Annotated in this window: 12 protein-coding genes and 2 rRNA genes; all 14 read right to left on the bottom strand. The window is 41.4% G+C overall.

The annotated features are described in order from the left end of the window. Positions 1-2,572, bottom strand: a 23S ribosomal RNA gene (locus tag J7K05_02375); the annotation flags it as partial. Between the two features lie 188 nt (positions 2,573-2,760). After that, positions 2,761-3,939, bottom strand: a complete 1,179-nt coding sequence (locus J7K05_02370) for a polysaccharide pyruvyl transferase family protein (GenBank protein MCD6195015.1) — start codon at positions 3,937-3,939, stop codon at positions 2,761-2,763. Between the two features lie 73 nt (positions 3,940-4,012). Further along, positions 4,013-4,720, bottom strand: coding sequence for a hypothetical protein (locus J7K05_02365; GenBank protein ID MCD6195014.1), 708 nt, complete (start codon positions 4,718-4,720; stop codon positions 4,013-4,015). 132 nt (positions 4,721-4,852) lie between these two features. Then, a complete protein-coding gene (locus tag J7K05_02360; GenBank protein MCD6195013.1) occupies positions 4,853-5,101 on the bottom strand; it encodes a hypothetical protein in 249 nt (82 codons plus the stop codon). Next, a complete protein-coding gene (locus J7K05_02355) occupies positions 5,098-7,740 on the bottom strand; it encodes an AAA family ATPase (protein ID MCD6195012.1) in 2,643 nt (880 codons plus the stop codon). Before J7K05_02355 ends, J7K05_02360 begins: the two co-directional genes overlap by 4 nt. Positions 7,741-7,762: 22 nt before the next feature. Then, a complete protein-coding gene (locus J7K05_02350) occupies positions 7,763-8,431 on the bottom strand; it encodes an Hsp20 family protein (protein ID MCD6195011.1) in 669 nt (222 codons plus the stop codon). A 256-nt stretch (positions 8,432-8,687) separates the two neighbouring features. Then, positions 8,688-11,120, bottom strand: coding sequence for an ATP-dependent Clp protease ATP-binding subunit (locus J7K05_02345; GenBank protein MCD6195010.1), 2,433 nt, complete (start codon positions 11,118-11,120; stop codon positions 8,688-8,690). Then, the gene (locus J7K05_02340; GenBank protein MCD6195009.1) at positions 11,110-11,505 is read right to left on the bottom strand and encodes a hypothetical protein; all 396 of its coding nucleotides are present in this window, start codon (positions 11,503-11,505) and stop codon (positions 11,110-11,112) included. Before J7K05_02340 ends, J7K05_02345 begins: the two co-directional genes overlap by 11 nt. Before the next feature lie 223 nt (positions 11,506-11,728). After that, positions 11,729-13,290, bottom strand: a 16S ribosomal RNA gene (locus J7K05_02335). A 298-nt stretch (positions 13,291-13,588) separates the two neighbouring features. Beyond that, the gene (locus J7K05_02330) at positions 13,589-14,641 is read right to left on the bottom strand and encodes a HEAT repeat domain-containing protein (GenBank protein ID MCD6195008.1); all 1,053 of its coding nucleotides are present in this window, start codon (positions 14,639-14,641) and stop codon (positions 13,589-13,591) included. 63 nt (positions 14,642-14,704) lie between these two features. Further along, on the bottom strand, positions 14,705-15,400 hold the full coding sequence (locus J7K05_02325; GenBank protein MCD6195007.1) for a diadenylate cyclase: 696 nt from the start codon (positions 15,398-15,400) through the stop codon (positions 14,705-14,707). Positions 15,401-15,403: 3 nt separating this feature from the next. Next, positions 15,404-17,332 carry a translation initiation factor IF-2 gene (locus tag J7K05_02320; GenBank protein ID MCD6195006.1) on the bottom strand — a complete coding sequence of 643 codons (1,929 nt, stop codon included), beginning with the start codon at positions 17,330-17,332 and terminating at the stop codon, positions 15,404-15,406. A gap of 109 nt (positions 17,333-17,441) precedes the next feature. After that, the gene (locus J7K05_02315) at positions 17,442-18,122 is read right to left on the bottom strand and encodes a L,D-transpeptidase (GenBank protein MCD6195005.1); all 681 of its coding nucleotides are present in this window, start codon (positions 18,120-18,122) and stop codon (positions 17,442-17,444) included. 57 nt (positions 18,123-18,179) lie between these two features. Further along, positions 18,180-20,090, bottom strand: a complete 1,911-nt coding sequence (locus J7K05_02310; GenBank protein MCD6195004.1) for a DUF4012 domain-containing protein — start codon at positions 20,088-20,090, stop codon at positions 18,180-18,182. Positions 20,091-20,099 lie beyond the last annotated feature (9 nt).

Raw genomic sequence — 20,099 nt, 5'->3', positions numbered from 1 at the left:
GTTGGGGGGGCGGGGGAGTGGTGGGGGCCGTGGTCGGTGCCAGGTGGTGGTGAGCCGACATCGGGGTTCCAAACCTCCCCGTCGATGTGAACTCTTGGGGGAGATTAGCCTGTTATCCCCGGGGTAGCTTTTATCCGTTGATCTCCGGCTGGAAGACAAGCCAGCGCGTCGGGTCACTAGGCCCGCCTTTCGGCTCTCATTGCCCCTAGAAAAATCCAGGAGCAACGCTCTGAAAAATAACTTTCAGAGGCTTGGCTTGTAGGCCTCGCAGTTAAGCCGGCTTATGCCCTTGCACTAACTTCTGCGTTTCCATCGCAGAATAGCCGACCTTTGGACGCCTCCGTTACCTTTTAGGAGGCGGCCGCCCCAGCCAAACTACCCACCTGACACTGTCCCCCACCTTTGGCGGGGTTAGACTCACCAACCAAGAAGGGTGGTATTTCACTGGCGGCTCCCCCTCGCCCAGAAGCAAGGGATCATAACCTCCCACCTATGCTACGCATCTAAGTCGGAAAGTCAATATCAAGCTATAGTAAAGCTCCACGGGGTCTTTCCGTCCTGCCGCATGTAGCCGGCATCTTTACCGGCAATGCAATTTCACCGGGCCCCTCGAGGAGACAGTGCCCAAGTCGTTACGCCATTCGTGCGGGTCGTAACTTACACGACAAGGAATTTCGCTACCATAGGACGGTCACAGTTACCGCCGCCGTTTACCGGTGCTTCAAGCAAAGGCTTCCTTCCCCCGCCTTTGGCGGGAGAAAGTCACCCTCGCCCTTGACGAACCGGCACTGGGCAGGCGTCAGCCCCTATACCTTGCCTTGCGGCTTCGCAGGGACCTGTGTTTTTGGTAAACAGTCGCTTGGGCTCTTTCGCTGCGCCCCCGCCAAAGACGGGGGAGGCCTTATTCCGAGGTTACGGCCGCTTTCTTGCCGAGTTCCTTCTCGAGGGTTATCCCGTTCCCCTGAGGCTTCTCGCCTCACCCACCTGTGTCGGTTTGCGGTACGGTTTCCACGCTGCATAAGTTATGGAAGTTTTCCGGTCCCTGATTATCCTTGCAGCAGAACTCCAATACCTGCCACAAAGCATCTCAGAGCGTCCCTCCAAAACAACAGCGTGGAAGGGACGGAATATTAACCGTCTGCCCTTCCCTCGCCCCGCCAAAAGCAGAACGAGGTTAGGACCGCCTAACCCTCCGTTGACGAACATTGCGGAGGAAACCTTGGGTTTTTGGGGTCCGCGATTCTTGCGCGGATGTGCGCTACTCATGCCCACATTCTCACTTCTTGCCGCTCCACTCCGCCTCGCGACGAAACTTCGCTGCGACAAGAACGCTCGCCTACCACCTTCCTGCCAAAAGCAGGAGGTCCGCATCTTCGGGAGGAAGCTTAAGCCCCGTTACATTTTCGGCGCCTCTTCCCTCGAACAGTGAGCTATTACGCTTTCTTTAAAGGATGGCTGCTTCTAAGCCAACCTCCTGTCTGTCTGAGGAAAGAAACTACCTTTACCACTTAGCTTCCGTTTAGGGCCCTTAGATGGCAGTCTGGGCTGTTTCCCTCTCGAGCATAGAGCTTAGCCCCTATGCTCTGATTCTTCCGCCAGATCCCTTTAGTATTCGGAGTTTGATTGGAGCAGATAGGTCAACCCCACCTACTCCATCCAGAGCTCTACCCCCAAAGGGATTTTTACGGAAGACTAGCCCTAAAGCTATTTCGGCGAGAACCAGCTATTTCCGGGTTCGATAGGCATTTTACCCCTACCCCCAAGTCATCCCATCCGTTTGCCGCCGGATTGGGTTCGGGCCTCCCCCCCGCCAAAGGCGGGGGATCACCCTGCTCAGGGGTAGCTCACCCGGTTTCGGGTCTACCTCCAAGGACTTAACGCCCTATTCAGACTCGGTTTCCCTACGCCTCTCCCCACTCAGTGGGATTAAGCTTGCCCTTAAAGGTAACTCGTGGGCTCATTCTCCAAAAGGCACGTGGTCATCCCGCCTTGGCGGGACTCCCACTCCTTGTCAGCAGATGGTTTCAGGTTCTATTTCACTCCCCTCACCGGGGGACTTTTCACCTTTCCCTCACGGTACTAGTTCACTATTGGCAGCAAAAGTATTTAGCCTTAGGGCTTGTCCGCCCCTGATTCCTGCCGGATTTCTCGTGTCCGACAGTACTTGGGATACCTCCAGATTTAATCGCAAGATTTCGAGTACGGGGCTATCACCCTCTTTGGCAACTCTTTCCAGAGCTTTTCCCCTATCTTCGATTAAACCTTTTGAGGTCCCACAACCCCCCATCCCGCCAGAGGCGGGACGGAGTTTAGGCTCTTCCCTGTTCGCTCGCCGCTACTAAGGGAATCTCTTTTGATTTCTTTTCCTCCGGTTACTTGGATGTTTCCGTTCGCCGGGTTCTCCCCCCTGCTAAAAGCAGAGGTACTCTGCCTCAACAGCAGAGTGGGTTTCCCCATTCGGGAATCCTCGGATGAAAGTGTGTTTGGCCACTCCCCGAGGCTTATCGCAGCCTACCACGCCCTTCGTCGACTTTTGCTACCAAGGCATCCACCATCTGCCTTGCGCTTTGCCCTAAAGGAATTAGGGCAGGATCATCTACTCTCTTTTCAAAGTGCTTTCTGCTAAAAAAATCTGGCCCCAGAGAGACCAGACTTAGGCATACCTTCAAAAACTTAAAAATACACCTAAGTGGCCTCCTTAAATTTTACTTTTATCATAAAAACCTCTGTTAAAAATTCTACCCCCCTTTCTTTTTCCTGTCAAGAGATTATCCCTGAGAAAATTCTCTCTAAATGCACCCGGTGTTTTGCGTATCTTTTTTCTATTTCCCCAGAGTCTAAAGGTGACAAGAAACCAACCTTTATACCCTTCTTGTTGGCAACTCTTAGTTTTGGCAAAATTTGATATTTTTGGCAATAATAGGCATCTGTAAAAAAAAGATATCCTCTAAGTCCTAAAAACAAAGCCAGCAAAATAAAGTGAAAAGCTCCTCCCACAGCCTCTTTTTTAGAGGAGAGCTCCTGTACAAACACTCTCCATCCCACTTTATAAGGATTAACTATTTTTAACGAGGGAAGATCAATTTGAGCAAGAAGACGCCGATCTTCAAAAAACCTTCTCTCCCGCAAAGAAAAGAAAACAGCTCTTGATAAAGAAAAAGGTAGTGAGAGTAAAAACTTTTTCAAATCTTGTTTTTGTTTTTTCGACGGTTCTCCTGAGCGAAAACGCAAGTTCAAAGCAATACCCTTTTTGTTAACCGATCTATACTGCTTAAAAAATGGAACTCCTAGCCACAAATCATCTTCACCCAATTCTACCTTTGCCCCCCAAGAACGCAAAAGCGCAAAAGATTTTTTGTCTCTAACAATAATTTTATCAAACAAAAAAGCCATTCTTTTTGCCACCCAAATATCAAACCTGCTCCTGAAAGGACCCCACTGCATACCGCTACCTATAACTTTAAGCTTGAAATTAACTCTTTTGGCAAAAACAAGATTAAAGTACTCTAAATAAAGAAAAGAACGGCTAAAAGAATTCAAATAAGCTCCCCCTAAAAACCAAACTATATCTAAAGAACGGTAAAAACGAATCTCAGGAAAAGACCAAAAAGGAAACAACAACTTTAAACCTATTTTGAAAACTAAAACAATTTTTCTAAAACGCCTAAACCAAAAAGCGGATTGAGACAAACGTCTCTCTTCTTTCTCCCACTGGTGTACCAAAGAAGCTGCAGAAGAAAATAAAGGCAGAGTGTAAGGAAAGTTAAGCTTCCAAAAACTCTTTTGTCCTTTATGGATATAAACTTCAAGTTTTCTCTTTTCCTTTTTTTTCAATTCTTTTAAAAAACCTAAAGCCCCAAACAATAAAAGATCATCACCAAGATTAAAACTATTATATGCACCTCTAAGAAATATCTTGACCTTATTATTGCTGTTCATTTACAAACCTTTTTACAAGATTGGGGGGAGACAAACTCCCCCCAATCTATTCATTCTAATTTTTGCTTTAACTCTAAATCTCCTCATCTTCCTCTTCTTCTCTCTCTTCCTCTGTCATTTCTTTCTGAAAAACACCCAAAACTCTCTTGGCATAATCCTGTCCTCCAAATCCGAAAGAAAGACCAACAGCAATAGCCAAAGCGGCTACCAACCCTTGAAAGAGAATGAGCAAAAGCTCTTGAGCAATACCCAACTGGATCAAACCAGCAACAACAACAAAAACAACCACAGCCCAATAAGTAATACTGCTCAAAAGCTGTGCATGAGGAAGCTCTGAAGCATTCATCGCTGCCCTAACTGTGCCCCGCAAAAAATTAGCCAACACCAAACCAATCATTAAAATAACTAATGTGCCAACTACATTAGGCACATAAGCCAAAACCTGATTAAAGAGATCTGCCACACTGCTCAAACCAAGCACCTCAAAAGTAGCCAAAAAGACTACTGCCAAAACCACCCAGAAGACTAAGCGAGCCGCCAAAGCAGTTAGATCCAACTGAATTTTGGATTTCTTGCGCAAATCCTCAAGCTTAGTCACCTCCCAAACAGGATCAAGCACTCCTCTTAAAACAGGGTCTACCAACCGTTGCAACAACCAAGCCACCAACCAGCCAACAGCAAAAACAACTACAGCACCAAAAAGACGGGGAACAAAATCTCCCAAACGGACAAAAACCTCTTGATAAGCCTCTTGCAATGCTGAACTCCAAATACTTACCATTTTGCCTCCTTCTTAGTTTTTAAATCCTTCTTTGGCAAAAATCCCGTTTCTTAAAAACTCAAAACGGGATTGCTTAATTATTAGCATACAAAAATTCAAGACAACTGCCAATACAGAGATTGTGGAAAACTATTAATCAGAAGGATAAGAGCCGAAAGGATAAAAAACAAAATCCAAAGACCCTACCAAAGCTAAACAACCTAAAACAATTAGCGCCAAACCCAACAACTTCCAAAACCAATAAGTCCCCCCTCCTCCTAAATAACGCTCTGCTAGTTCATTGTGTCCAAAAAGGCGAACAAAATAATCACTTTTTACTACAAACAAAACTCCAACCAAAACAGCAAGACAGAAAAAAAGAAAACGCCAAACAATTATCATTTACTCTTCTTAAAAATTAAAACTCCCTTTTTGAGATCAACTTTTATTTTATCTCCTTTTTTAAACTTGCCCCTTAAAAGTTCCTCAGCCAGATGGTTCTCTATTTCTGTTTGAATCAACCTCCTTAAGGGACGGGCTCCAAAAGTGGAGTCATATCCTTTTTCAGCCAGATATTTTTTAGCTGCTCTGGAAATCTCAAGCTCTATTCTCTGACCTTTTAAAATCCTTTTAGTCGTCTCCAACTGCAAATCAACAATTTCCAAAATCTCTTTTTTGCCTAAAGGATGGAACAAGATAATTTCATCTAAACGATTAATAAATTCTGGACGGAAATAATTGGTGAGAATTTTATCAATTTTTGTTTTAGTTTCAGCAAAAACCCGCTTTTTTTCTGCTTCTGTTTTAGCAGCCACCTCTTTTTCAGTTTGGGTTTTAATAAGATCAGATCCTATATTAGAGGTCAGAATTATCAAAGTATTTTTAAAATCCACCTTTCTGCCTTGACCGTCAGTTAATTGACCAGAATCTAAAACCTGAAGGAGGATATTAAAAACTTCAGGATGAGCTTTTTCAATCTCATCAAAAAGGACTACTGAATAAGGCTTGCGTCTAACCTGCTCTGTTAATTGCCCCCCTTCTTCATACCCTACATAACCGGGTGGGGCACCAATCAAACGACTGACCGCATGTTTTTCCATATATTCAGACATATCCAAATGGATTAGGGCTTCTTCATTATCAAAAAGAACTTCAGCTAAGGTGCGTGCTAACTCAGTTTTACCTACTCCTGTAGGTCCCAAGAAAAGAAAGCTGCCAATTGGCCGCCGCCTGTCTTTTAGCCCTACCCTTGCCCTTCTGATAGCATTAGCCACTGCCTGCACAGCTTCTTTTTGATCAACTAAACGTTGGTGAATTTTTTCTTCTAAATTTAAAAGCTTCTTTTTTTCACTCTCCCTGAGTCGAGATACAGGAATACCTGTAGCTCTGGAAATAACCTCAGCAATCTCCTCAGCAGTAACTACCGGATAACCTGAAGCTTGATCAAGATTATGCTTTTTTTCTAACTTTTGCTTTTTCGCTCTCAATTCCTGAACTTCCTTTTTAAGACGAGCAGCTTCACGAAAATCCTGAGCTGAAACCGCCTGGTCTTTTTCCCTTTCTAAATCCTTAATCTGTTTATCAAGTTTTCTAATTTTTTCAGGCTCTATAGTCATCTTTAACCGCGTTCTTGCAGAAGCCTGATCCAAAAGATCAATAGCTTTGTCAGGCAGAAAACGGTTGCTTATATACCGATCTGAAAGTTCAGCTGCTGCTACTAAGGCACTATCAGTAATTTTAACCTTATGGTGGGCTTCATACTTTTCCCGCAAACCCTTAAGAATCTCTATTGTCTCACCCACTGAAGGCTCAGGCACCAAAATTGGCTGTAATCGTCTTTCCAGTGCCGCATCTTTTTCAATATATTTACGATACTCATCTAAAGTAGTAGCACCAATGAGATGCAGTTCTCCTCTGGCTAAAGCCGGTTTAAGCATATTAGCTGCATCAATAGCACCACTTTCTCCTGCAGCTCCAGCACCAACAATCATATGAAGTTCATCAATAAAAATAATTAAAGAATCAGAATTGGCCCTGATCTCTTCAATAATCTTTTTCATCCTTTCCTCAAACTGCCCCCTGTACTGAGTACCAGCTAAAATAGCGGAAACATCCAAAGCTACCACCCTTTTGCCTTGTAAAGTGGGAGGCACTTCCCCTTTAGCAATTTTAGTAGCCAAACCTTCAACAATAGCTGTTTTTCCTACGCCGGGCTCACCAATAAGAACAGGATTGTTTTTAGTGCGACGGGACAAGATCTCAATCGTAGTCTCAATCTCTTTTTCCCTGCCAATCACCGGGTCTAATTTACCCTCCTTTGCCTCCTGCGTCAGATCACGGGAAAACTCGTCTAAAGAAGGGGTGGGGCTTTTAACCGCCTCCTTATGCTCACCTTCGCCAATAAGGGAGCGAACTCGACGCAGTATTTTTTCATAACTCACTCCCAAATCAGATAGAATTTGGCCAGCCACGCCCTCTTTTTCACGCCCCAAAGCCAAAAGTAAATGCTCAGGACCAACATAGGAATGACCTAAATCATAAGCCTCTTTATAGGCCAATTCTAAAACCCTTGTAGATCGAGGAGCCAACTCTACCACCTCCTTTCTGCCTTTACCTCTGTGTTTTTTAATAAATCCTTTAATCTCCTCTTTGAGTTTCTTTTGGTCAACTATTTTGCTCAAAATCCTCTGAGCTACTTTATCTTCTAAAACAGCTAACAAAAGATGCTCTGTATCTGCTTGAGTTTGACCATTGTTGCCAGCTATTTTTTTCGCTCGCTCTAATACCTCTTTTAATCTTTCGGAAAAGAATCCTTCAATATCATACTCTTCTTTGCGGCTGGGAGAACCAAACGAACCGCCAAAACTGTCGCCAAAAAAATTAGAGAATAAATCTGAAAAATCAAAACCAAAATCAAAACCATTATTTCCCCTTATTTCCGCCGCGCAATCTTCACAAAGATACTCAGTCTTTACCTGACCATTAACAATACGAGTGATTTTGACTCGCGCCTCTTTTTTTCCGCAACGTTGACACTTCATAAAGGTTTTATTTTAACACATTTTACTCAGGCTTTATAGTTCTTGATTCTTGAGACTTGAGCTTAGGTAAAACAACCCTTAAGCGACCGTCTTTTAACTCTGCTTTGCTTTTGTCAGGATCTATTTCAGATGGCAAAGCTATTCTTCTGGAAACCTCTGCCGCTGTAGCTTCATTATAATACACACCTTTTGCCTTTTCTCTTTTCTCTTCTCTTCTCTTAGCTCTGACCAAAACTTCCCTGGGCATTACTTCTACCTCTGTTTCATCTTTTTTAAAGCCGGGAAGATCAACTAATAACTCCAAAAAACTCCCTTTATCAACTAAATTAACTCTAGCCACAAACCCCATCTTCTCCCACACTTCTGGCCAAGACAAAGCAAAGAAGTCTTTGAAATGAGGAAAGTGAAAATCAAAAAATTTTTCAAAATCCCTTCTTCGCATAAAACCCTCCTTATTATTTTGATTAGTTTGTTTTTTTATTGCTAAAGGATACTGGGAAGCAATATTGGGGAAAAGATCCCGCCAAGAAGTTTGAAAAAAATTTTCTATCTTGGCTAAAAGGACCAAAGAAGGCTTACACTTCCCTGTCTCTAAAGAATGCAATGTTTGTCTTGAAATACCCAACTTTCTTGCTAACTTCTCTTGAGCTAAATCCTTAGCTTGGCGTCTTTTTTTCAATTCATCAGCCATCAAATGCTATTGTAAAGTTTTCTTTACATTTTTGTCAAGAGAAAATCATCCCCTACTCTACAAAACCCCTTGACAAAATCTTGAGTACTGCCAAACAACTCTTACCTCCCAAACTTCTTAATCATCCACCCAAAGTATTTATTCAGAACTTTAAGGATAAGGTCATAGACTGATTCTTTGGGTTTGGCAGTAATAAAGACTAGGCTGTCAGAAAGGGATCTGTTGTTAGCTTTGTCTTTGGAGAAAAAATTTAAGACTACAAATCCTTTGTTCGAATCACAATTTTGGCACCAGCTTTGAGCTGACCCTGAATAATTTTTTGAGCCACTAATGATTCTATCTTTTCTCTAATCACCCTTTCTAGCTCTCTGGCGCCAAATTCAGGTTTAAAACCTGCTTTAGCTAATTTTTGCAACACTTCTGGTGCCACCTCTAGCTCAATCCTCTTGGAACGGTAAATCTCTTCCTTTAGCTTAGCCAATTTTAATTCAGCAATCTGGTAAATCTCTTTGGGACCGAGAGGTTTAAAAACTATCACTTTGTTAAAACGATTCAATAACTCTGCCCTAAAAACTCTCTCTTGAATTAAGTAATCAACGAGTTTCTTGCTAACTTCCTTATAATTCTTGTATTTTTTAAGCAACTCTACCAAATAGTTAGAACCAGCGCTTGAGGTAGCTATGATAATATGGTTGGTAAAATAAACCTTTTGGCCAAAAACATCAGTCAAAAAACCTTCATCTAAAACCTGTAAAAACAAATTCAAAATATCAGGATGTGCCTTCTCGAATTCATCTAAAAGTATTACTCCTGAAGGGTTTTGTTTCACTGCCTCTATCAACTCACCAGGAAAATTAGTCTCAAAATGGCCAATAAAGCGGTAAACATCTTTTTTGTTTTGAAATTCGCTCATATCAAATCTAACCATCGCCCCTTCAGAACCAAAATAAGCTTCAGTTATAGCTTTGGCGGTTTCAGTTTTGCCTACTCCTGTAGGCCCTAGAAAAAGAAAGCTTCCCATTGGCTTGCGTTCCTGCTTTATGCCTGCTCTCCTAATTCTGATAGCTTCAGCTAAAAGCTTTATTGCCTCTTTTTGGTCAACTATACGCTCGTGCAAAATCTCCTCTAAATGTAAAAGTATTGTTTTTTCTTCTTCCCTTACTTCACCTACTTTAATCTTAGTTATCTCTTCAAAAAACCTACTTACTGTTTCCTTGGTAATAAAAACAACACCCCTGCCAACAGCTTTTTGAGAAATCTTTTCTAAAAGATGGATAGATTTTATAGGAAAAGGCTCCTGCCAAAAATAACGCTCTGAAAGCTCTATTATTTGACGCAAAGCCAAATAGCTAAAAAAGAGCTGACTTTTACTCTCCAAAGTCAAAGCTGCCCCTTCCAATATCAAAAAATTCTCAATGTAATTTGGCTCCTTAATCTCAATAAAATTAAGACTCTCCATCAATGATTGGTTTTGGACAATATAATGCTCATAATCCCCAGGTGAAATAGAAGCAATTATTTGAAAAGCAGGGTGCTTAAGATAGGGCAAAATCAAATCTATTAGGTTGGCTTTACCCAAAGCTCTGCCGCCTCCGCAAAGAACAGAAAAATCATCAAAATAAAGAATTACATCACCGGCTCTAAAGACATCATTTAAAATTTCCCCAAATAAAGACCTGATGCCTGCCTCATCTTTACCTGAGGTCAAAACCTGTTCCATCTTAATCTCCAAAATACGCTTATAAGCTAAAGAAAAAGGACAGATCCCCTTTTTCAAATCTTGAGCCAAGGCAATCACTAAGGAACGTTTGCCAATTCCCGGCTTGCCCACTAAAAGCACATTCCCTTTTCGGCTCTGAATCAAAACATTTTCAAGCTCTTCTTTTAGCTCTCTGTGAGCTAAGGTTTCCCACTCAGCCGTCTTGAGATAAGCCAAATTTACAGCAAAACGATCCAGTATTGGCGAATAACCTATAGTCCAGTCACGGGCAATACCACCAGTAAATCTAACCTGAAAAATCTTTTTGCTTTTTTTATTTTTAAACCAACGATAAAGCAAAATCAAATCTTTTCTCTCTATTCTCTGACGATGTAGGATAGAAGCTGTCAAAGGGAAGATTTCTAAAAGAAGCAAAAAAACTATTAGCTCATCCACCCGTTTTTCTCCTAAAGAAAAAGCCAAAGCCAAACTCTCTTCTAAAAGATTTTTTAAAGCAAAGCGAGGCTCTTTCTCTTTGAGTAAAATCTCTTTTAGCCACGAAGGGGAAAGCTCCAAACGCTGCAAAAAAAGCAAAACCTTTTTTTCCTGCATCAGCCTTAACATCAACTCCGGCACTCTTATATTTTCAGATTCTTCTCTGAAGATACGATAGAGATTCAAATTAAGATAATCTACAAGATTAGCTGAATGAAAATGAACCTTTCCAATATAATTTTTCAAAAAGCCATAATAACCAAGATAACCCTCTAAAAGAACAAAAAACAAAAGGGCAAGCAAAGCTAAACCAAGATAAGTATCAGAAGGCCAAAAACAGATTCCTATTAAGAGATAAAAAATCCCCCCTGCTCCAATAAAAGTAAGAAGATAAATTAAAAATCTAAAAAGCGGTTTCTGGATCTGTTTCTCCACCTTGTCTAATAAGGAAAGGTAGGAACGATTAAAATTTATGTGGTTATCTTTAGGCAACATAAAGTCCTTTAGCTAAATAAAATAATGCGGCAACACCTAAGAATAAAACAATTAAAGGATAAAAGAGCCAAAAACAAAGAACACTGATTAGCGCCACAACCCACAAAACCATAACAACAACAAAACCTAAAAAAACAGCTGAACGCAAAAACGCCCCTATTAAGCGAGAAATCAAATTGCCCACCCAAACATATATCCGTATATTCAAGGGAGCATTTTCAACAAAAACTTCATCTCTTTTCCAAGGAGCAAAAAAAGTACGAATAATTATAGGAATAGAAAAGCTGTCTAAAAGCTTTAGGTAGAGAATTTTAAAATAAAAAACTATCTCTCTGGGAACAGTTTTATACCAAAAAAACCAAAATCCAAAGTAAGAAGTTTCCATTAATGCCCCTCAATATAAATTATAACACAAAAAAAGAAACTAAGAATATCAAAAAACCTAAAAGAGGGGTTGGAAAATTCTGAGATCCTTTAAAACTATCTATTTAGCCCTTTCTACCGCCTCTGGGCTCTCAACTAATCAACCCACAGCTTAGCTTTGAGCCAAAGTCAAGCTGTAAGGCTGACAACTTTCTTGGAAAAACCCAAGGTCGACTATCTAAAACTAAGGAGGAGGTCCAGCCGCAGATTCCCCTACGGCTACCTTGTTACGACTTCGTCCCAGTCACTTCGCTTGCCATGACCCCGCCACTTTTAGGGTCTAGAGAAAACTAAGACTTTGTACCATTCTTTTTGCAAGACTCAAGATCCTAAAAAACACCTAAACCCCAAAAGTGGCGGGGCTTCCGGCACTCGAAGCTTCCGTGACGTGACGGGCGGTGTGTGCAAGGCCCGAGAACGTATTCACCGTGACGTGGCTGATTCACGGTTACTAGCGATTCCAGCTTCACGGGGTCAGGTTGCAGACCCCGATCCGAACTGGGGCTGGCTTTAAAAGATTAGCTCCGCCTTACGGCTTCGCTGCCCTTTGTACCAACCATTGTAGCGCCTGTGTCGCCCAGGGCATAAGGGCCATGCTGATCTCTCGTCATCCCCTCCTTCCTCCTGCTTGCGCAGGCAGTTCCCTTAGACACGTATAACTAAGGGTGAGGGTTGCGCTCGTTCGAGGACTTAACCCAACACCTCACGGCACGAGCTGACGAGGACCATGCAGCACCTGTCCTGCCTGAAGGCTCCTCCCTTTCGGGAAGAACATACGGCAAGATTTCAAACCCTGGTAAGGTTCTTCGCTTGTCGTCGAATTAAACCAGGCGCTCCACCGCTTGTGCGGGCCCCCGCCAATTCCTTTGAGTTTTAGCCTTGCGGCCGTACTCCCCAGGCGGGACGCTTAACGGGTTACCTGCGCCACGAAGAGGGCCGACTCTCCCCGCAGCTAGCGTCCATTGTTTACGGCGTGGACTACCCGGGTATCTAATCCGGTTCGCTACCCACGCTTTCGCGCCTCAGCGTCAGAAACAGAATAGCAACCTGCTTTCGCTTTCGGCGTTCCTCGCGATATCAACGGATTTCACCCCTACACCGCGAGTTCCGGTTGCCTCTTCTGTCCTCTATCCTGCCAGTTTTTCCCGCTAACCCAAGGTTGAGCCTTGGTATTTAACAAGAAACTTGGCAGGACGCCTACGCGCCCTTTACGCCCAATAAATCCGGGTAGCGCTCGCCCTCCACGTATTACCGCGGCTGCTGGCACGTGGTTAGCCAGGGCTTTCGTCCGCAGCTCAAGATTTGCTTACGGACTAGTAAGGTTTACAACCCGAAGGCCTTCATCCCTTACGCGGCGTCACTGCGTCAGGCTTTCGCCCATTGCGCAATATTCCCTGCTGCTGCCTCCCGTAGGAGTCCGAACCGTGTCTCAGTTCCGATGTGGGGGAACAGCCTCTCAGCCCCCCTACCCGTCATTGCCTTGGTGAGCTATTACCTCACCAACAAGCTGATAGGACGCGGGCCTCTCCCTGTCCGACACGGAAAACCGCATCTTTAGTGAAGATTTTAACCTCCACACTATCGGCTATTAGCCCACCTTTCGGTGGGTTATGGCCGTGACAGGGGCAAGTTCCCACGCGTTACTCACCCGTCTGCCGCTACCCCGCCAAAGACGGGACCGCTCGACTTGCATGCATTAGGTACGCCGCCAGCGCTCACCCTGAGCCAGGATCAAACTCTTCTCAAATAGAAGAGACATCCTGGTACTTAAGGGGAAACCCTCACCTTAATCGGCAAAAAGGCGCTGGCGGCGACCGCCAGCCCTGTCTGCCGACAGGCCTGCCTACCGTCAGGCAGGCAGGGCTCACCCTGAGCCAGGATCAAACTCTTCTCAAATAGAGCCCAGAAGCGATAGAAAGAACTAAACAAAAACATTGCTGTTTATTTTTTAAAGGTACTTATTTAGAGAGCAATACTTATTGTAAACCAAAGAGAAACTCTGTCAAGAGAAAAATCTTCCATTCTCGGCAAGTTCTTAAGATAAACTATTTGCCTTGTTTTTGCCCCATTGCCCACAAAATTTTCTCTTTTAAAGATTTTTTCTTCTCCAATTTGTACCATTGGCGAAGATATCTTGGAGCTATTCTTCCTCCTGCTTGCGTTAAGGACCAAATAAAAGCTTTTTTTACCTTCACAGATGAGCCGGGATACAAACGAAGAAGCTTTTTTAATAAACTCTTTTGGTTATATTTCCCCAACAGCCAAATATACTCAGCTTTAATCTTTTCTGCATATTCTTTCTCCAATACAAATTGAAGCCGCGAAAGAGATTTGGGAGAAATCTCAGCCACAGCCCAAAGAATAATCTCTAAAACCAACTGAGAGCTTTCTCTTTTTAAAGCCTCAATCAATTCTCCAACGGCGCGACGAGACTTCACTTTCCCTAACACCCAAGCTGATTCTCTTCTCACAAAGAGAGAAGAATCTTCATGTAAAACCCTAATTAAATACTCCTCCCCTGCTTGCTTTAATCCTCCTAAAGCCCAAACCACCATCTGTCTGACTTTAACGTTCTCATCACTTAAAAGCGCTTCTTTTAAAGCTGATAAAGCTTCGGTATTGGCAATTTCCCCTAAAGCAAAAGCTGCTTCCTTTCTCACTTCCGCATCCGGATCAGTTAATAAAAGATTGCGCAAAGCCTCCAAAGCTGTTTTAGAAGAGTCAAAATGGGACATAACCCAAACTGCTTTTTTTCGCAAATCCGAATCTTGACACTGAAAAACAAAACGCGCTAATTCAGAAACAGCCTCCTTCTCTGGATAATGAACAAAGGCAGAAATTAACTCAGAAAGAACCTCTTTGTCGTCTTCAGCAAAGAGAGCCTTTTTTAAAAGAGGAAGCACTTTGGGATTTTTTATTTTTGCTAACTCCCAAGCTGCTGCCAGACGTTCTGATTTCTTAGAAGAGTTCAGTTTTTGCTTTAGTAAAGTAATAACTCTAGAACTAATTACTCCGCCTAAATCTTTAGGTTTAGGCTCCAGCCCCTTTTCTTCAGGCAAAAAGCCAAAATCTTCAAAAGGAGAAAGAAAATTAGACATTACAACTTTATTATAGCACCTTAATTTTATTATAGCACCTTAATTTTTGAGACAAAAGCGAAATTAAACAACCCTAATTTTTTGTCCTGAACGCAATGTCTTTAGAATCGCCCCTATTCGTTGGGGAGTAGTTTTGGTCCGACTTCCCTCTAAGAAAAGGGTCAACTTCCCTTCCTTAAAAACCACAATTAAAGCATCACTAATCCGAGAAAGAGCAAAAGCGCTTTGCTCTATTTTGTCTAAATAACGAGGGCCTGTTTGAGGCAAAACACAATTAACCGCTACTACCTCTTCACCCTCAACAATAACAGCCTTGCTTTTAAATAATGAATCAGGGGCAAAAAACTGGCTCAAAACTAAAGCATCAACTTTAGCCCTAATCAACTCCCCTGTTTCCTTAAAAGCCTTTAGGTCATCTTTACGTTTAAAAACCAGTATGCCACAAAGTTTATTGCGCAAAGCAAACTCCAAAAAATCTCCAATCTCTTTGGCAACAGAAGAGTAAAGAGGCGCGGAGCTGCTTTTTTTAAAAAAACGCCTTATCTCTTCCTGATAAATTAAAACTACTACCCAGATTTCTAAAACAAAAACGAGTAAAAAATAAATAAACATTGACTCAAAAAAAAGACCTGTCCAAATAGTAGCTCCAAAAAGAAAGACTGTAGCCCAAAAAAGGGATCTTTCTAATCCTAAAAATATCAACCAAAAAATTACCAATGCTCCCAAAATATAGATTTTAAACCAAAAAAATAACTCCATAATTTAGATTTTTTTCTCTATAGCGAAAGCTACAATTCTATCCCCTATTTTAACTGTTGTTTTACTTTCTAAACCTAAACCGAATTTGGCTCCTATCTCTTTTATCTCTTTTTTATCTTTAGTGAGAATTTTTAGAGATTTTACTTCACCCATCCCTATAGCTTTATTGTCTCTAAAAATTTTGACCTTATCACCAACTTTAATCAAACTTTTTTTGAGCTGCGCCCCTAAAATCTGAACCTTGCCTCCTTTAAAAAGCTTGATTACTTCCGCCTCACCGGTTTTGACTTCTTTTTCTTTAGGTGCAGAAATATCAGCAAGAATTTTTTCTAACTCATTAAGCAAATCGTAAATAACATCAAAAGTGAGAATTTTTACCTGCCGCTGTTCAGCCAGCCGCTGAGCAGCTAAATCAGATTTTACCCTAAAGCCCAAAATCAAAGCAGAGGAAGCCAAAGCTAAATAAATATCAGACTCTGAGATATTTCCTACCCCTGAATGAACAACCTTAACCTTAACTTTATCAGATTTAAGTTTTTCCAACGAAGACATTAAAGATTCAAGACTTCCCTGAACATCAGCCTTAAGAACAATAGGGAGAATTTTTTCTCCTCTAACTTTTGAGTAAAGACTCTGGGCAAAACCCCTTTCTCTCATCTCTCTTTCCCAAGCCTCAGCTCTATCTTTGGCTTCTTTTTCACCTTTTACCACTCTAACTTTGGAACCGGGCCGAGGAAGAGATTTAAAACCAAAAACCAAAGCCGGTTCTGAAGGCAAAAGCTTCTCCTTCACCTCTTTTCTCTCATTTTCTATACGTTTTATCCTACCCCAGGCACCTCCAGCCACAACAATATCTCCCTTTTTAAACTGGCCCTGTCGACAAATTATGCTTGCTACCGATCCTTTGCCACGCTCTATATGGGATTCAATCACCACTCCTTCTCCCATACCCTCGTATCGAGCCTGAATATCACTTAGATCAGCGGTTAAAACTATCAGCTCTAAAAGCTCATCAATATTTTTCCCTGTCTTAGCTGATATCTCTACCAATGGGGTTGTTCCTCCCCACTCCTCTGGTAAAAGCCCATTTTCTGCTAACTCTTTTTTTACTTTTTCGGGATCAGCTCCTTTTTTGTCAATTTTGTTTACAGCCACCACAATAGGAATCCCGGCTGATTTGGCATGATCAATTGCCTCAACAGTCTGAGGTTTGACCCCGTCATCAGCAGCGACAACCAAAACCGCCAGATCAGTTACTTTTGCCCCCAAAGAACGCAATTTAGAAAAAGCCTCATGACCCGGAGTATCAATAAAAGTAATCTGGCGCCTCTCTCCCTCTGAATCAATCTCTGCTTGGTAGCTGCCAATATGCTGGGTAATGCCTCCTGATTCCCTCTGAGCTACTTTGGTTTTGCGGATATAATCAAGCAAAGAAGTCTTTCCATGATCAACATGACCCAAAATCACTACAATGGGCGGCCGCGGCTCACCCCTTTCAACTACTTCCTCTTCTTCTTTTGCCTCATCTTCTAACAACCCAACCTTTTTACCAAAATCTTCAGCTATTAGCGAAGCAGTTTCAAAGTCTAAACTTTGGTTTAGATTAGCAGAAACACCTTCTTTTAAAAGCTTTTTTAAAAGATCAGTAACCGGAATCTTCAACAAACCAGCCAAATCCTTAACCCGAACAGAAGAAGGCAAAAGAACTTCTTCTTTGTCTTTTTTTGTCTTTTTTTCCCCTTCCATTTTTTTTACTTTTATAGGCGCCTTTTTCTTGGGAAGCAAAGCCTGAATAATTTCCTGAGCAACCTCCTTTTTAAAAAAGTCAGCTTTAGGGTCTAAGCCTTTAATTTCCAAATGCCGCAAAGCCCGACGGAGTCGGGGCCCTTCTATTTTTAACTTTTTAGCAATTACAGAAAAAGGAACAGCCATAAAAAAATTAGCTTTAGCAAAGCTTTACAAATTATAAGGGAAAAGAGAACAAATAACAAGTAAAAGCCCTCAACTAAAACCTGTCCTGATTTTACAGCCTATTCTAATCTTACCACTGCACTACTACCGGAGTACCTATATCTGCCCAATTATAAACCCAAACTGCGTTTTCGTCAGCCAAACGAATACAACCATGAGAGACCATTCTTCCTAAAGAACGAGTGCTCTCTTTGACTCCATTGATATAAGGAAGAGCATGGATGCCGTTTTCTGTATTTCCTGCATAATAAATACCTAACCAGTAAGGCATAGCCCAATACTGCCCATTGGCTCCACCATAGGCCATACGATATTTGTCCAAAACTTTAAAACTGCCGATTTTAGTAGGGGTAGAAGGTTTACCAGTAGAAGTAACAAACTTTTTAATTAACTCTTCCCCTTCGTAGCAATAAAACATCTGCTCTGAAACATCAATGACAATCTTTTTGGAGTTTAGAATCTCTATTTGAGGAAAAGTCTGATAAGCTAAAGCCTGCTTTTGGCTGTAGTATGTATTTTGCGCTGCAGTAGAAACTAGACCAAAGTCCAAAGAGCTATAGTTTTTTAAACTATCAGCTGACAAAACCTGAAAATAAACCAAAGAAAAAAAGGCAGCCAATATAACAGTTAGACCCAAACTCAAAAACAACCCTTTACGCCAAATAAGAGGATAAAAATGAACCAGAGCTCCAGAAACATCAGCTGTATCTGAAACCAAACCGCCCAAATTTCTCCCTCCTTTCTCTATCACAACTCCTATATTATAGCACAAAACAACCCAATAATCAAGCAGGACAAAAATAAAACTCTAAAACTCAAGGACAAATTCCCTGTCTAAATCTAAACTCTGCCAACCACCAATCCCCTCTCCTAACTTTTTGATTGGCTTATCTGATTCAATCTGGTATAAAAATTTAGTTGCTTTCTGGCCTGGTTGTTTTTGGAAAAGCACACCCCATTTTTTTTGAACTAATTGAGGCAAGGTATATTCAAAAACAAAATGCATTTTTTCTCCGGGATTAAAGTGAAATTTGAAAAAGAAAATAGTCTTGTCTCCCTCACTGCTCTCTTTAATCTGATTTGTAAACTCCTCCTTGCCTTTTAAAACACGTTTTAGCATTACTCCTTTAGGTAAAACTACTTCTACCAAATCTTCTACATCTCCCTCAATAAAACCACCATTTAATTCCTTCCATTCTCCCTCATGAGAAAAGGTGAGCTCCAAACGATTCTTGACCAATCCTGAAGAAAAAATATGTGAATAAAGAGCTAACTCACGTTTAATGCTTAAAGAACTTTTTCTGCCGTTAAGATTAGTATTATAAACCGCTATATAATCATAAGGATAGGAATTTAGGCGACCACCCCAATTATACTCTTCTACCAAATCCTGAAGCCCTTTTTCTTCAAAATATAAGAGAACCTGTTTTTTATTTAAGTTCTCCAAAAGAGCCTGCGCTATCTTAATTTTGGTTTGCAAATCAGCTTTCTTGAGTTTTTCTAAAAGTTTAGGAGCTAAATCTCTCAAAATCTGTTTGGGATCTTTAGTGCGATCCCCCCTTTTAAAAGGATTGTCTACCTCAACTTTATACTCAATAACCTCTCTAAAGTTGTCAGCGCTAACATTGACTCCATAATCAGGCATAGAAATAGGACCAACAATATCCAAAAAAGAAATAACTAAATCAGGAGTTAAAGCAATTAAACCATCTACTTGATTTTGCTTATGAATGTTTTCATACACCCATATTGCTCTTTGAGCATTAGTTTTAAAGTCTAAAGAAGTTGGGGTATTGCGCAAAACATACCAATCCCATTTTTTTTCAGGAAAAATTTTCTGGTCAGGATAAAGAGAAAGAGGTACAGAGTTGGCCAAAACCGGCTTTTTTAATTCACTATGCCCTCGCAATAGATAGTCTAAATAGTAAATATCTTTCACAAATAAAGAATAATCTTTTCCGTTTAGTTTAAGCTCGCCGTAAGTACCAGAAAAACCACCCCAATTTCTCGCCTCTTTGTTGTTGGGAAAAAGAAGCAAATAATGCCGTTCTTGATCTAATCCAAAAAACCAAGCCAAGCTATTAAAATGTCTGTTAGCAAACTCTAAAACCTCTTCTGCCTTTTCTATCCCTCCTCTTACTTTTCCCTTATAAGGAGCAATCTCTTGGGCTTTTATTAAGCCTATAAGGGTTTTCATCTCTTTTAAATTCCAAACCCCTAATCTAAGATCCCGTTTTAATCTTGTTGGGTTGTCAAAAGAGTAATCAAAAATCGCCTGCTTTAAGATTTCTGCTTTTTCAAAAACCAATAAAGTACGAGAGAGATCAACCGCCTTGTCTTGAAATAAAGGATTGTAAGATAGAAAAACAAAAAATTGGCCTTTTTTCACTAAAGCCTGCTTTAAATCACTAAAGGAGTTCTCTGCCTGTAAAATCTCGCCTAAATCTGTTTGCTCTAAATCAACACCTTGAATAGCTGCTTTTGCCTCCTGTACTTTTTGTTCTAAATAAGGACGGGAGAAATAGAGACCAAAAAAACCAGCCTGCAAATAAACAAACAATCCCACCAAAATAAGCCAAAATAAAAATCCTTGCCAAAACGAAAAATGGAGTTTTTTGCCTGTTAACTCTTCCCACTCTCCTCTAACCTCAGCCCAGTCCACCTCTTTAGCAGATTGAAAAACAGGCCCAATAATGCCATCTAAATGTTTACGGGGCATTGTTTTAGT

The organism is bacterium, from assembly GCA_021157605.1.
Taxonomy (GTDB): Bacteria; Patescibacteriota; UBA1384; order JAGGWG01; family JAGGWG01; genus JAGGWG01.
This window is presented reverse-complemented; position numbering and strand designations above follow the sequence as displayed.

What these genes read in the sequence shown, in the direction of transcription:
- J7K05_02370 (MCD6195015.1), bottom strand. Translation starts at nt 3,939, where the DNA reads ATGAACAGCAATAATAAGGTCAAGATATTTCTTAGAGGTGCATATAAT.
- J7K05_02355 (MCD6195012.1), bottom strand. Translation starts at nt 7,740, where the DNA reads ATGAAGTGTCAACGTTGCGGAAAAAAAGAGGCGCGAGTCAAAATCACT.
- J7K05_02360 (MCD6195013.1), bottom strand. Translation starts at nt 5,101, where the DNA reads ATGATAATTGTTTGGCGTTTTCTTTTTTTCTGTCTTGCTGTTTTGGTT.
- J7K05_02330 (MCD6195008.1), bottom strand. Translation starts at nt 14,641, where the DNA reads ATGTCTAATTTTCTTTCTCCTTTTGAAGATTTTGGCTTTTTGCCTGAA.
- J7K05_02365 (MCD6195014.1), bottom strand. Translation starts at nt 4,720, where the DNA reads ATGGTAAGTATTTGGAGTTCAGCATTGCAAGAGGCTTATCAAGAGGTT.
- J7K05_02345 (MCD6195010.1), bottom strand. Translation starts at nt 11,120, where the DNA reads ATGTTGCCTAAAGATAACCACATAAATTTTAATCGTTCCTACCTTTCC.
- J7K05_02320 (MCD6195006.1), bottom strand. Translation starts at nt 17,332, where the DNA reads ATGGCTGTTCCTTTTTCTGTAATTGCTAAAAAGTTAAAAATAGAAGGG.
- J7K05_02350 (MCD6195011.1), bottom strand. Translation starts at nt 8,431, where the DNA reads ATGGCTGATGAATTGAAAAAAAGACGCCAAGCTAAGGATTTAGCTCAA.
- J7K05_02310 (MCD6195004.1), bottom strand. Translation starts at nt 20,090, where the DNA reads ATGCCCCGTAAACATTTAGATGGCATTATTGGGCCTGTTTTTCAATCT.
- J7K05_02325 (MCD6195007.1), bottom strand. Translation starts at nt 15,400, where the DNA reads ATGGAGTTATTTTTTTGGTTTAAAATCTATATTTTGGGAGCATTGGTA.
- J7K05_02340 (MCD6195009.1), bottom strand. Translation starts at nt 11,505, where the DNA reads ATGGAAACTTCTTACTTTGGATTTTGGTTTTTTTGGTATAAAACTGTT.